Genomic DNA, 12,922 nt, shown 5'->3' on the forward strand with positions numbered 1-12,922 from the left:
TCGCGTGGGGTGTTCTCAAGAGCGGCCGGGATTTCGATCCGACCATGCTGAGAGTAGGTCAAGCCTGCTTCCAGCAGGCTTGACCGCGAACATAGGATCTCGGCTCTACAGTGATGTTTCAGATATCACCAGCTTCGCGGCTTACGCCGCTCCTACAAAAACACAACTGCTTACAGATAGATCCGGGTCGTGCCCTGCGGTGCATCATCAATGATGGCGTGCGGCAGGAAACGGGCGCTGTCGCGGGTGATGCGGCTATTATCTTCGCGGATGCCAACGCCACAGGCGCGGTCACCCACCACCCAACTGCCAACCAACGGGTAATTGCCGTCAAACACCGGCAAGGCATGGAACGCCTGGCGGATGCTCGGCCCGTTGTACGGCCCTTCGCTCTCCTGCCAGCTGCCGTCGCTCATGTGCATGGCCACATTGGCACCTTCGCGCGAATGCAATGGCTTGCGTACCCAACCGGCCGGCAAGGCACTGCCATCGTCGAAGTAGGACTCCAGCAGATTCGGGTGGCCGCGATGGCGCTCCCACAACAACGGCAGGATGCCCTTGTTGCTCAACACCGCCTTCCACGCCGGCTCCAGCAACTGCACGCCCGAACGCGGCAACGCCGCGCCGAACTCTTCGCGCATCAGGTCTTCCAACGGGTACAGCTTGAACAGGCTGCCGATTACCACGTCATCCAGATCGGTGAAGCGGCCATCAGCCGACAAACCGATGTCCTCGATGGCAATCGCCGCCGCGTGCAAGCCGGCCTGCGCCGCGCAATCGCGCAGGTAGGCCACCGTGCCCTGATCTTCCTCCGACTCACCCACCGCGCTGAAATACAGCGGCGGCGGCAGGCGCGAGGTCAACTCGGCAAAACGCTCAACCAGGGTCTCGTGGATGGAATTGAACTGATCGGCCTGCTGCGGCAACGCACCGCGGTTGCGCTGATCTTCCAACCACTGCCACTGAAAGAACGATGCCTCGTACAGCGACGTCGGCGTGTCGTAATTCAGTTCGTACAGCTTGGCCGGGCCGTTGCCGTCATAGGCAAAATCCAAGCGACCGTACAGGTGCGGATCACGCCGGCGCCAGCTTTCGGCGATCCAGTCGCGGAACGCCTCGGGGATGGCCAGCTGCGCCATCAGCGCTTCGCTGCCCACCACCTCGCCAACCATATCCATCGCCATCGCATGCAGCTCGGTGCTGGGGTCTTCGATATCGTTTTCGATCTGGCGCAGGGTGAAAGCGTAGTACGCGCTTTCATCCCAGTACGGCGCACCGTCGATGGTGTGGAAGCGAAAGCCCGCCTCCGCAGCACGGGCCTTCCAGTTACCACGTTCGGCAATTGCAACGCGCTTCACTGCATCAACCGCCGACGCTGCTGCGGCCGCCGCTACGCGCACCAAAACCACCACGGCTGGCGGTGACGGCGCGGTTCGGGGTGGCATTGACCGGCGCCAGGCCAGCCTTGCCTGCACCAATGCCACTACCAGTGTTCAAACCGCCACTGCCGCCCGGTGCGGGCTTGGCCCAACCATTGGCCTTGTCCTTGAACGCCGGCTGCGATGCCGGCGGTGCGGCGACAGCGCCACGGCTGCCGTTGAGCATCTGCGACATGAAGAAGCCCATCATCATCGGGCCGATGAACGAGGTGCCGGCGCTGGTCTGCTGCTGCACGCACTGCTCGGCCGGGTATTCCTTGGCGCACTCTTCCTTGCTGGCGTACTTGGGTGCGGCATCAGCCGACTGCTTCTGCGCGGTGGCAAACGCCTCGCGGCAGCTGGACGGATCGCCGGTGGCTTCGCTGCAGGCTTCCACCGAGGTGTACAGCCCTTCCTGCGTCTGCACGGCCTCTTCCTTCTGGCAGGCGGTCAGCAGCAGCGGCACGGCGCTCATCAGCACCAGTGCGGTGGCCTTGGATCGCTTCATGGTCGGTTCCCCGTCAATTTGATCCCCTAATGATGCCCGATGCAGACGGCAGGGCGGAAATCGAAAAACTCCTGAAACTGAATCGGATTTCAGTTGGTGCGTGGAAAGGCTTGGGGTGGCTGGGTTTCGGTAGTTTTCGCATGCGTTGCTATTCAGCACATGGGCGCTGGTGGTGCGTTGGAAAATCAAGATCCAGAGCACCCCTCCCCAACCCGTCCGGCCCGAAGGCACAGCCTTCGGTCGTTCATCAGGCCGCGCGCCAGTGGCGCGCAAGCGGGCCTTCTTCACCCCCTGCGCTGCGCGCAAGGGAGGGGGTAAAAGTGGCTCGCTTGCGATCTGAACGCGCGCAGCAGACAGCCCCTCCCTTGCGCGCAGCGCAGGGGAGGGTTGGTGAGGGGTGCCTTTCGCTTTGGCTTCGCCTGGCTCTGGCTCTGCCACCTGACCCAGCAATCAACATTCAAGCACCCAACCAACCGCCCCATTCCACCCTCAAACTACCGCAAACCAATGGTTGCAGCTGCAACCGGGAACTTGATGCAGAATCAATCACACTGCACTTCTGCCAGCCCGTTCCAGCTCGCCCCCATGCCCGAATACCGCTCTAAAACCTCCACCGCTGGCCGCAACATGGCCGGCGCCCGCGCCCTGTGGCGTGCCACCGGCATGACCGATGGCGACTTCCACAAGCCCATCGTCGCGGTGGTCAACTCCTTCACCCAGTTCGTGCCCGGCCATGTGCACCTGAAGGACCTCGGCCAGCTCGTGGCGCGCGAGATCGAAGCCGCCGGGGGCGTGGCCAAGGAATTCAACACCATCGCCGTGGATGACGGCATCGCGATGGGCCACGACGGCATGCTGTACTCGCTGCCCAGCCGCGAGATCATCGCCGACTCGGTCGAATACATGGCCAATGCCCACTGCGCCGATGCGCTGGTGTGCATCTCCAACTGCGACAAGATCACCCCTGGCATGTTGATGGCCGCGCTACGGCTGAACATCCCCGCGGTATTCGTCTCCGGTGGCCCGATGGAAGCAGGCAAGACCAAGCTTGCCGACCACAAACTCGACCTGATCGACGCGATGGTTGCTGCTGGCGATGACAAGGTCAGCGACGAGCAGGTGGCCGCGATCGAACGTAGCGCCTGCCCAACCTGTGGTTCCTGCTCGGGCATGTTCACCGCCAACTCGATGAATTGCCTGACCGAAGCGCTAGGCCTGTCCTTGCCAGGCAACGGCACGGTGGTGGCCACGCACAGCGACCGCGAGGCGCTGTTCAAGCGCGCCGGACGGCTGATCGTCGACCTGTGCCATCGCTGGTACGGCGGCGAGGAAGCCAATGTGCTGCCGCGCGGCATCGCAACGTTCGAAGCGTTTGAAAATGCGATGACGCTGGATATCGCCATGGGCGGTTCCACCAACACCATCCTGCACCTGCTGGCCGCCGCACAGGAGGCCGAAGTGGCCTTCGACCAGCGCGATATCGATCGCCTGTCGCGGCGTGTGCCACAGCTGTGCAAAGTGGCGCCGAACACGCAGAAGTACCACATCGAAGACGTGCACCGCGCTGGCGGCATCATGGCCATCCTCGGCGAGCTGGCACGCGGTGGCCTGCTGCATACCGATGCCTCCACCGTGCATAGCCGCACGCTCGGCGATGCGATCACGCAATGGGATGTCACCCAGACCCAGGATCACGCCGTCCATCAGTTCTACAAGGCTGGTCCTGCAGGTATCCCCACGCAGGTGGCTTTCAGCCAATCCACGCGATGGCCGTCGCTGGATGTGGACCGTGCCGAAGGCTGCATTCGTGACGTCGCCCATGCGTTCTCCAGCGAAGGCGGCTTGGCGGTGCTGTACGGCAATCTCGCCGCCGATGGCTGCGTGGTGAAGACCGCCGGCGTGGACGAATCCATCCATGTGTTCGAAGGCAATGCCCGCGTCTATGAAAGCCAGGACGCCGCAGTGAAAGGCATCCTCGGCAACGAAGTGCAGGCCGGCGACGTGGTGGTGATCCGCTACGAGGGACCGAAGGGTGGCCCGGGCATGCAGGAAATGCTCTACCCCACCAGTTACCTCAAGTCCAAGGGCATGGGCAAAGCCTGCGCACTGCTCACCGATGGCCGCTTCTCCGGCGGCACCTCCGGATTGAGCATCGGCCACTGCTCACCCGAAGCCGCAGGCGGCGGCGCCATCGGCCTGGTCCGTGACGGCGACCGCATCCTGATCGACATCCCACAGCGTGGCATCAACCTGCTGGTGGATGATGCCGAACTGGCACGCCGCCGCCGCGAGCAGGATGCCAAGGGCTGGAAGCCAGCCGAAGCACGCCCGCGCAAGGTCACCACAGCGTTGAAGGCATATGCCCTGCTCGCTACCAGTGCCGACAAGGGCGCCGTGCGCGACAAAGCGCTGCTGGAGGGCTGATCACTGCCTTTAACCCGGGAGTGGCGGCACTCCCGGTAGCCGGTCCAAGGGGCTAAGCAGACCGCCTGCACCACGCCCGAGAACGTGCGTGTAGATCTGGGTGGTAGTGACATCCTTGTGCCCAAGCAGTTCCTGCACAGTGCGGATGTCATGCCCGGCCTCCAATAGATGCGTCGCAAAGGAGTGCCGCAAGGAATGGCAGGTTGCGGGCTTTGTGATGCCTGCAAGGGCCCGTGCCATTTTCACCGCTTGCTGCAATGGTTCTTCGCTGACGTGATGCCGCCCGATTGCCCTGGTTCGAGGATCAGTAGACAGTCGAGTAGAGGGGAACAGGTATTGCCAACCCGGTTCTGCGTTTGCATTCGGATACTTGCGTGCCAACGCATACGGCAACTGTACCCGCCCCTTTCCTTCATCGAGATCCTTGCGGTGTATCCGCAGCGCCCGCTCGCGTTGCCGCAGCAGGCGCTCACAGAGCGAGATGGGCAGCGGCACGCGTCGGTCCTTGTTGCCCTTGCCACTACGTACACATATCTCGTTGCGTGCGAAATCCACGTCTTTGATGCGAAGCCGAACGCACTCCATCAAGCGCATGCCGGTGCCGTACAGCAGTTGCGCCATCATCCCCGTTTGCCCCTCAGGAATGGCTTGCAGCAGACGCGCAACCTCGTCCGGTGACAGAACAACCGGAAGACGACGCGGTTGCTTGGCGCGCACCACCTGATCCAAGCGCGGCAGCTCCATGTCCAGCACCTCGCGATAGAGAAACAACAATGCCGACAACGCCTGGTTCTGGGTAGAAGCCGACACGAGCCTCACCGTCGCCAGCCGGGTCAGAAAGTCCCCTACTTCAACTACACCAAGCTCCTGCGGATGGCGTTTGCCGTTGGCAAAGATGAAGCGCCGTATCCAGCCCACATACGCCTGCTCGGTTCGCAAGCTGTAGTGACGGACCCGGATATGTTCCCTGACCCGATCCAGTAATCGTTGGGGCTTAGCTGCTTTTACGCCTGCTGAGACAGGGGTGTATTCCATATGACGGCTTCCGGGCGGCAATAAAGTTGGAGCTTGATATGGCGATGCGGGCTGGAGAATCTCGTAAGTCTTTGTTTCTTTGTGAGAATTTTCCGATTTAAAACCGAAGCGGAAGTGGGCATACTCGGCTTTACACCGCTTTTAGGCGGTCTACTAAGAGTTAGGCGCCACTACAGCTATGACTGATCTTTGGGGTCCCGTTTCGGCAACCGATTGGCATGCCACACCGTGCATAGTCGGTCGCCCAGCAACCGAGGCTGATGTTGCGGCCGGCTCTGCCGTCTTCTATGTGCAGGGTGGTTCCACTCCAGCTCCAATTAGCCTTCCATGCTGCGCAGTTCAGCTACTGGAGGATGGCTCTGAGCAGCCTATCGTCATAGTCCAGGCGGAGCTCACGCAGCAGGGGACCATCTTGGGTGTACGGCCACTATCCGGCGGTAATGGCGTCTGCATGTCCGCAGACGTCCGGTTGCTTCCTACCGGCTTCGGATCGTAGGGTGGCGCCTAACAGTTCATTCAAGCCGAACCCGCTTCGCGGGTCGGCTTAATTCAGGCGTTAGGCGGCGGCGGGTTTGGTTGGCTAGCCCTTCTTCTTTCGGCAGCAACATCGGCAAGTCACCGGTCGGCTCCGGGTAACAACTCCAACTGTTCCTGGCGCCGGTAGGCTCGCCACTTCGCCTTACGCTTCACTGTCCTGCCGCAATCAATTCATCGCACTTCGGCGGCAACGCTCGGCAAGGTTTCCCGGGCAAGCTCCATCCCGCGAGCTGTGGCATGATCGGTTCGCGCTGGGTTGCACAAGCAAGGCAGCATTGGTCCAGGGTTCCGTCAGTGGCCACAGCCGCCTAACAGTTCATTCAAGCCGAACTCGCTTCGCGAGTCGGCTTAATTCCAGAGTTAGGTGCCAGGTACAGATGACTAGCAGGCCTAAGAGGCACGGAATCAACACGGCCACCTTCATGGCCGAGGAGATGATTTACAACCAAGCCGAGGAGCACCTCTCTCCTCAGCGCTACGCTGAGATGAAAGCGGAGGTGGGCCGGTATCTGTACGTTGCAGGCAATTACCCATCATCAGAGTGGGAGCAATTCGTGAATTTTACTCCCGCAGCGGACATGTACTATCAAGTTAACGTCGGGGTGGCCATTGACTCGGGCCAAGCACCCAACATCTTTGCTATGGCGTTGATATGCCGCGATATGTCCAAGGACTTCTGCCATATCGTTTGGGAGCCCGGTGACCGCTGGTTGCCTCCTGGCGGCCGGGCTGGCACCTAACAATTCATTCAAGCCGAAGCCGCTTCGCGGCTCGGCTTAATTCAGGCGTTAGGCGGCGGTGTGTTGGGTTGGCTGGCCCTTCTTCTTTCGGCAGCAACATCGGCAAGTCACCGGTCGTCTCCGGGTAACAGCTCCAACTGTTCCTGGCGCCGGTAGGCCCGCCACTTCGTCTTACCCTTCTCTGTCCTGCCGCAATCATTTCATCGCACTTCGGCGGCAGCGCTCGGCAAGGCTTCCCGGGCAAGCTCCATCCCGCGAGCTGTGGCATGATCGGTTCGCGTTAGGTGGCACAAGCAAGGCAGCATTGGCCCCGGGAGCAGCAAGTGGCCACAGCCGCCTAACAGTTCATTCAAGCCGACGCCGCTTCGCGGCGCGGCTTAATTCCAGAGTTAGGTTGCAATGGAGAGAATGATGGAGGCCCAGCAAAGCTTTGTGCCGGCGAACGACCTTGAGACCCAGCTACTACAAACGCAATTGGGCCGCATCCCCGCCTCTGAGTTTCTGGATGGATTGCTGGCTGCCCAAGTTGTCGTGCTTCTAGACAAAGATCCTGGGCCGAGTGGCGTGTGGGACAACTCAGCTTCTCCTTTGGTTCTGTCAAATGCCGCTGGCTCTCCGGTTTTTGCCATGTTCACGGCTCCTGAGCGCTCCACTTCTTGGCACAAGCAACTTCCCCAGTTCGAGTTCGGCATGGCCACACAATTCCAGTGGCTACTTCGTGGCATTGCTAGTGGCGTCGGCATTGTCATCAACCCCGGCCACACGGTCGGACTTGAACTGACACCTGAGGCTGTAGCAAATCTAAAAACTCGGTTGCAAGCGTCAGCGGTTGCAACCTAACAATTCATTCAAGCCGAAGCGGTAGTTCCTTCGCTTTAGTGGACACCCTGACCTAACGATCAGGAGTATCCCAATGCCCCGCCCTGGCCCCAGAAGTACCTACCGCTATACCGATCATTTCAAGGCAACCGCCGTACGCTTGAGCGAGCTCCCGGGCGTTTCGGTGGCCGATGTTGCCCAATCCCTTTACATCCATCCTTTCATGTTGTCTCGTTGGCGAAAGCTTGCCCGCGAAGGAATCATCGTGACCAAGGGTGTCGAATTGGACCAAGCCATCAGTGCCGAGCTCAAGGAGTTGCGCGAGGTGAAGCGCAGGTACGAACGCCTGCAGCTTGAGCATGACATTTTAAAAAAAGCCATCGCATTCACTTCAAAACAAAAAGCGATATCTTCTCCTTCATCGCCCATCATAAAGAAGCCTGTCCGGTGAAAGCGATGTGTCAGCTGTTCGACGTCAGCACGGCCGGCTTCTATGCCTGGCTGCGTCGGCCACCAAGCGCACGCGTGCTTGAGGACGGCCTTCTTATCGAGCGCATCCGTAACGTGCATGCACAAAGCCGATACACCTATGGCAGCCCACGTGTACACGCTGCACTGAAGCGAACTGGTGAGATCATCGGGCGTCGCCGCGTTGAGCGATTGATGCGTCTGGAAGGCATATCTGCGCGTTCGGCAAGCGTGTACAAGCAACGCCCCGGGCTCAAGCGATTCCTGGCCAGCATAGGGAGCCATGCCCATCTGGTAGACAACACAAAGCCAGACCGAGTGTGGGTCGGCGATGTCACCTATTTGAAGGTCGCGGGCCAATGGCGCTACTTGGCCACAGTGATGGACCGCTGCTCCAGACGTTTGCTCGGCTGGTCGCTTGGAAAGGACCGTACCTTGGCGCTGACCAAGCGCGCACTGGCTTCTGCCCTGCGCACCCGCCGACCCAAGCCAGGAGCCATCTTTCACAGCGATCGCGGCATCGAGTTCCTGGGCAGCGAGTTCAGACGGCAATTGCAGCACGCTGACCTGCTGCAGTCCGCCAATCGACCTCGGCGCATGACCGACAATGCACATATGGAATCTTGGAATAAGTCCATGAAGGCCGACTTCTATCACCAACGCACATTTGAAACCGACCGGTCCCTACTGGCAGCCATCCGCAGCTATGTGGATTTCTACAATAACCAGCGCCTACACTCGGCACTGGGGTATAAAACACCCGTGGAATTCGAGCACACCTGCCATTGACCAACAGGTGTCCACTTTTTCGAAGGAAGTCCCAGCCGCTTCGCGGGTCGGTTTAATTCCGGAGTTAGGCGCGATGGCCACAGCTACTCAAAGAGAAATGCGGAAGTCCGACCTAGCCGTTTTGCTAGCACTAGTCGTCCTCGCTATCGCAGGAATCCTATTTAGGGATGCGATTGGACTGATTGGATTCCTTGTCCTTCTAGCCGCCGTCCTGATACAACTGATACGAGTCCTTTTCTTCATGGGAAGCCGAAAGAAGCTTAAGGATCTATGGGAGGCGCTTCGAGATGCAATCTCGGGACTTTGAGTTCATAACCAACGGGGTTTTCGCGCCTAACAGTTCATTCAAGCCGAACCAGCTTCGCAGCGGCGGCTAAATTCCAGAGTTTGGCCTTACAGGAGAAATTGGTGAGCCTCCAGAGATCAGCGTTGCCCCTCAAGTTTTACATGAACCTCTTTTTTGTTGGAATTGGTACATTTCTCGTGCATGAGTTTGCTCATTGGCTAACGGGTGTTGCCATTGGGCATGACATGGTTGCCACCCCCAATCATGTGTGGTCCAAGAATCCCATGAGCGCGCTAGATCAAGCCATGGTTTCTGCTGCAGGCCCTGTCATTACCATTGCTCAAGGAATTGTGGGATTCTGGCTTGTCAAAAATCGCCAATCACAGCTCGGTTTTGCGCTCCTCTATATGGCTTTCTTCATGCGCCTCTTGGCAGCGGGAATGAGCTTTTACAACCCAAATGACGAGGCGAGGGTTAGCCAACTAATTGGATTTGGCACTTGGACAATCCCCTTGATTGTTGTGGCGGGCTTGTTTGCCCTTCTTGTATCAGCTAGCCGCAATCTCAAGCTAAGGTTCCGTGATCACTTCGTTTGCTATCTAGTTGCCTCCATCGTCGTTACCTTGATCGTCGGTGTAGACGCGGCCCTTTGGCGCAAGGGTTAACAAGTCATTCAAGCCGAGCTCGCTTCGCGGGTCGGTTTAATTCCAGAGTTATATTTCTGTCCAACCAAAAGGGGGATCGCGTGAAAAAAGATATCTTGTGCGTGACTTTTCTGCTTGCCTTTGTCGCCATACAGCCTGTTTTTGCTCAGGTAGCGCCTGAGCCCACGGCCGCTACCTCGGCGGCACTGCCTGAGCCCGCACAGGCATTGCCAACAGTCCCAAAGCTCAACATCGTCTGGGATTGCGGCGACTGTGAGCACAACGACAAAGTGCCACCGCTAATCGAGCAAGCTTACGCCGCAGAAGCCAGGAAAAATTCGTTTGCGGTATCGGAAACAGATGCTGCCGAGGTTGCAATTACTGACATCCGACAGCGACCTCCCGGTGTGCGGGTCATGTTCGGATTCATGGCAGGAAAAGACAGGCTTGGCCTTCGTATTCGCTACCTCGGCCAAGAACACACTGTGTCCGATACCTCTGCCAATACCATCATGGGACTTAACCACCTTTCTGAGTCGGTGGGCAAGCGAGCGTACGCTGAGCTATCTGCAAAGCCCGCGCAATAAATCTAACAATTCATTCAAGCCGAACCCGCTTCGCGGATCGGCTTGATTCCGGAGTTGGGTGCAAGTGATGCATTTCAACGCGTGCAGATTCAAGCCCCAACTTCCCTGCGGGCAAGATGGCTTATCCAATCGAGCAGTGACTTATCGCGCCCGAAGGTGACTACATACTGTGCAGGAGAGATAGAAGCTCTTGCTCGGGTGAATGGTGGAAATTTCAGCGTGGCAACGGCACTCTGACAATATCCAAGCAAGATGCTTGGATCTGCGTCACAGGGGCCAGGGCCTAACCTTTCGCTCAAGGCGTCGCTGCTTCGCGGGTCAACTTAGCGCTAGAATCAGGAAGCTCCACTGGATTTTTACAAAGGACGTAATTCCAATGATTGCAGAACGAATTTACAAATTGTTGCCAATGGCCTTGCTTTTGGTTTGCATGGGCATCTGGTCTGCAAGAGCATCGCTGTTTGAGATCTATGACGCCGCTGTGGAGCAGAACGCGCTGCTCGATGCAGCGCATCCAGCACCAAAGTAAGGTGTTGTTGCTGTCATTGCGACAGCTCGAAAGTTCATTCAAGCTGAACTCGCTTCGCGGTTCGGCTTGATTCCGGAGTTGGCGCCAACAGGATTCTTATGGGTACGTTGTTGACAGCTGTACTGATTGGAGGCACCGCTGGCGGAGTGGCGGTACTTGTTCTGGCACTCTTACTTCCCAGCAAGTCATGTCCAAAGTGCAAAGCGCCTTTACCAAGGTTCCGAAGGCCATCCAATGTGCGTGAAGCAATGTTGGGAGGCTGGCACTGCCCGACATGCGGCGAGGGAATTGCACGCGATGGGTCACCTCGCCCAGAAGACGCTCGTTGAAAGGAGCGTTCAACAGTTCATTCGAGCCGAACCCGATACGCGGTTCGGCGCATTTATGGAGTCAGGTGTTTGCATGATTGATATCGCAAGCCTGGAAGCAATGTTCTCGAACATCCAGGAATCAACGGACTGGAACATCGATGGCCCAATGCTCTGGGGCTACTTCTTTACTGACAGCTCGGCCGACAAGCTGCGCACACTCGCCGCTGAGCTAGATCAACAAGGCTACCGTTTTGTTGACATGTTAGTCCCTGAGTTTGACGAAGGCGAGGAAGAGTACAACTTCCTGCATATGGAAAAAATTGAGCCGCACACGGTTCTTTCGCTGCACCAAAGAAATCAAGAACTCTATGCTCTCGCCGACAGATTCGGCGTTGACACTTACGACGGCATGGATGTTGTTCTGGCAACCACCTGACAATTCGTTCAAGCCGAGGCCACTCCATGGCTGTGGAAACAGAAGCGATGTTCAGCCATCGCCGCGACAACGAATCAGCCGGGCTTGACTCAACTGTACTACCCGTTCTTTGGCACTACTCTTCAGTTGCTTGCTGAGCTAGAGCAGCATGCAAGGGGCTGACAGTTCACTCAGGCCGACCCCGCGTCCCGGCGCGGCTTGCTTAAAGAGTTGGAATTGAAAAGGATCTTTTCGGCATGGCGACCAGCAATAGAGTCTTCCTTGTACTGTTCTTGTTGTTTGCTGCAATCAACCTTATCGATTTTCTGTTCTATGGACAAAACCTTCGCAACCTTTTGGGAGCGACAGGGTTCGGCTTAATGGCGTACGGATGGCACAAGCACTTTCGCTCCGTATCAATCGTAGGAGCAGCGCTCGCGCTAAGTGCGATCCTCGCCAAGCACTTGGCGTAGTACCAATGATTCGTTCGGACCGGGGCTGCCCCGCGGGTCGACTAAAGGCATCTCCGCCCTCCCCTGCAGCTTGTCGGACCACTGGCCACGATTTGAGAGCCTGAGCTATCCATGCAACTGACTTCTGGGAGTGCCGAGCAACAAGACCGACGCATGCGTATACGACGCGAGTCGTCCTGTCCGAGGCGGTGCAGACTGTGCCGTGGACGGCGTTGGTTGCGCCACACTACGAAAAAAATGGCAGCGACCTGGGTCGGCAGCCGTATCGACTGAAAGCGATGCTACGCATCCAGCTGTCGCCGTTGTCGTGATCTGTAGTGCACGTTCCGACTCGAACAGAGAATCAAGGTGATCGAGCCGGTTGTTCAAATCTCACTCAGGCCTCCCGAGGAGACCTCATGGCTTGTCTTGGCGTGCACTTTGCACTCTCCGGTGACGATGTCGCCTTGCTGCTATCCAAGCAGAACGACAAGGAGCGACTCATGCTCATCCGGGAGGATATCGAGGAACGCTATTTCGCAGAGCCCGGCCGTTACATCGCTCAATGCGACAAGGCATGGGATGCGATGCACCGCGCCCTTTCGGATGGACTTCTCAGCTATGACGGAGGCCAATACCCTCTCAATCATCTAGTCCTCGGCGGCCAGTCTTTGTACAGCGAGAATGACTACATCATCAGCCTAAAGACTCCGGAGCAGGTCAGGGACGTGGCTTTGGCGATAGCGGGGCTCACGCAGGAGCAATTCAGAGAGCGATATGACGCCATCAACCCGGGAGAGTACGGCTTCGATCTGACAGATGAAGACTTCCGGTACACGTGGGAATGGTTCCAGGAAGTTTGCACCCTCTACCAAGTCGCAGCTTCCGAGGAGCGGCATGTGCTGTTCACCGCCGATCAGTAAGATGTCCAACAATTCATTCAAGCTTTCGCCACTACGC

The 12,922-nt window shown here is 58.1% G+C and carries 13 protein-coding genes; 10 read left to right on the forward strand and 3 right to left on the reverse strand.

Features of this window, described 5'->3' with window-relative positions; genetic code table 11:
• Positions 1-170: 170 nt before the first annotated feature.
• Both ACVOK8_RS08800 and ACVOK8_RS08805 read right to left on the reverse strand, forming a co-directional pair.
• A complete protein-coding gene (locus ACVOK8_RS08800) occupies positions 171-1,358 on the reverse strand; it encodes a glutathionylspermidine synthase family protein (RefSeq protein ID WP_481566514.1) in 1,188 nt (395 codons plus the stop codon).
• Between the two features lie 4 nt (positions 1,359-1,362).
• Positions 1,363-1,926 (reverse strand): DUF1190 domain-containing protein, encoded by a 564-nt coding sequence (locus ACVOK8_RS08805; protein ID WP_481537859.1) that lies wholly within the window; start codon positions 1,924-1,926, stop codon positions 1,363-1,365.
• 585 nt (positions 1,927-2,511) lie between these two features.
• Between ACVOK8_RS08805 and ilvD the strand changes: the two genes are divergently transcribed.
• The gene (gene ilvD / locus ACVOK8_RS08810) at positions 2,512-4,350 is read left to right on the forward strand and encodes a dihydroxy-acid dehydratase (protein ID WP_481566472.1); all 1,839 of its coding nucleotides are present in this window, start codon (positions 2,512-2,514) and stop codon (positions 4,348-4,350) included.
• Positions 4,351-4,359: 9 nt separating this feature from the next.
• Here the strand turns inward: ilvD and ACVOK8_RS08815 are convergent, their stop codons facing one another.
• Positions 4,360-5,385, reverse strand: a complete 1,026-nt coding sequence (locus ACVOK8_RS08815; RefSeq protein WP_481566473.1) for an integron integrase — start codon at positions 5,383-5,385, stop codon at positions 4,360-4,362.
• 959 nt (positions 5,386-6,344) lie between these two features.
• Between ACVOK8_RS08815 and ACVOK8_RS08820 the strand changes: the two genes are divergently transcribed.
• From ACVOK8_RS08820 to ACVOK8_RS08860, 9 genes are all read left to right on the forward strand, one after another.
• The gene (locus ACVOK8_RS08820; protein ID WP_481566474.1) at positions 6,345-6,662 is read left to right on the forward strand and encodes a DUF440 family protein; all 318 of its coding nucleotides are present in this window, start codon (positions 6,345-6,347) and stop codon (positions 6,660-6,662) included.
• A 408-nt stretch (positions 6,663-7,070) separates the two neighbouring features.
• Positions 7,071-7,502: an SseB family protein gene (locus ACVOK8_RS08825; RefSeq protein ID WP_481566475.1), complete on the forward strand. Its 432-nt coding sequence runs from the start codon at positions 7,071-7,073 to the stop codon at positions 7,500-7,502.
• A 73-nt stretch (positions 7,503-7,575) separates the two neighbouring features.
• Positions 7,576-7,932 carry a transposase gene (locus ACVOK8_RS08830; protein WP_481566476.1) on the forward strand — a complete coding sequence of 119 codons (357 nt, stop codon included), beginning with the start codon at positions 7,576-7,578 and terminating at the stop codon, positions 7,930-7,932.
• Positions 7,902-8,738 (forward strand): IS3 family transposase, encoded by an 837-nt coding sequence (locus tag ACVOK8_RS08835; protein ID WP_481566515.1) that lies wholly within the window; start codon positions 7,902-7,904, stop codon positions 8,736-8,738. Before ACVOK8_RS08830 ends, ACVOK8_RS08835 begins: the two co-directional genes overlap by 31 nt.
• 447 nt (positions 8,739-9,185) lie before the next feature.
• Positions 9,186-9,689, forward strand: a complete 504-nt coding sequence (locus tag ACVOK8_RS08840; protein WP_481566477.1) for a hypothetical protein — start codon at positions 9,186-9,188, stop codon at positions 9,687-9,689.
• Between the two features lie 80 nt (positions 9,690-9,769).
• Positions 9,770-10,255, forward strand: a complete 486-nt coding sequence (locus tag ACVOK8_RS08845) for a hypothetical protein (protein ID WP_481566478.1) — start codon at positions 9,770-9,772, stop codon at positions 10,253-10,255.
• 376 nt (positions 10,256-10,631) lie between these two features.
• Positions 10,632-10,784: a hypothetical protein gene (locus ACVOK8_RS08850; RefSeq protein ID WP_481537143.1), complete on the forward strand. Its 153-nt coding sequence runs from the start codon at positions 10,632-10,634 to the stop codon at positions 10,782-10,784.
• Positions 10,785-11,081: 297 nt separating this feature from the next.
• Entirely contained in the window at positions 11,082-11,531 is a 450-nt protein-coding gene (locus ACVOK8_RS08855; protein WP_481566479.1) for a ribonuclease E inhibitor RraB, read from the forward strand.
• An 850-nt stretch (positions 11,532-12,381) separates the two neighbouring features.
• Positions 12,382-12,885 carry a YfbM family protein gene (locus ACVOK8_RS08860; RefSeq protein WP_481566480.1) on the forward strand — a complete coding sequence of 168 codons (504 nt, stop codon included), beginning with the start codon at positions 12,382-12,384 and terminating at the stop codon, positions 12,883-12,885.
• Positions 12,886-12,922 lie beyond the last annotated feature (37 nt).

Source organism: Stenotrophomonas sp. STEN083 (assembly GCF_056759195.1).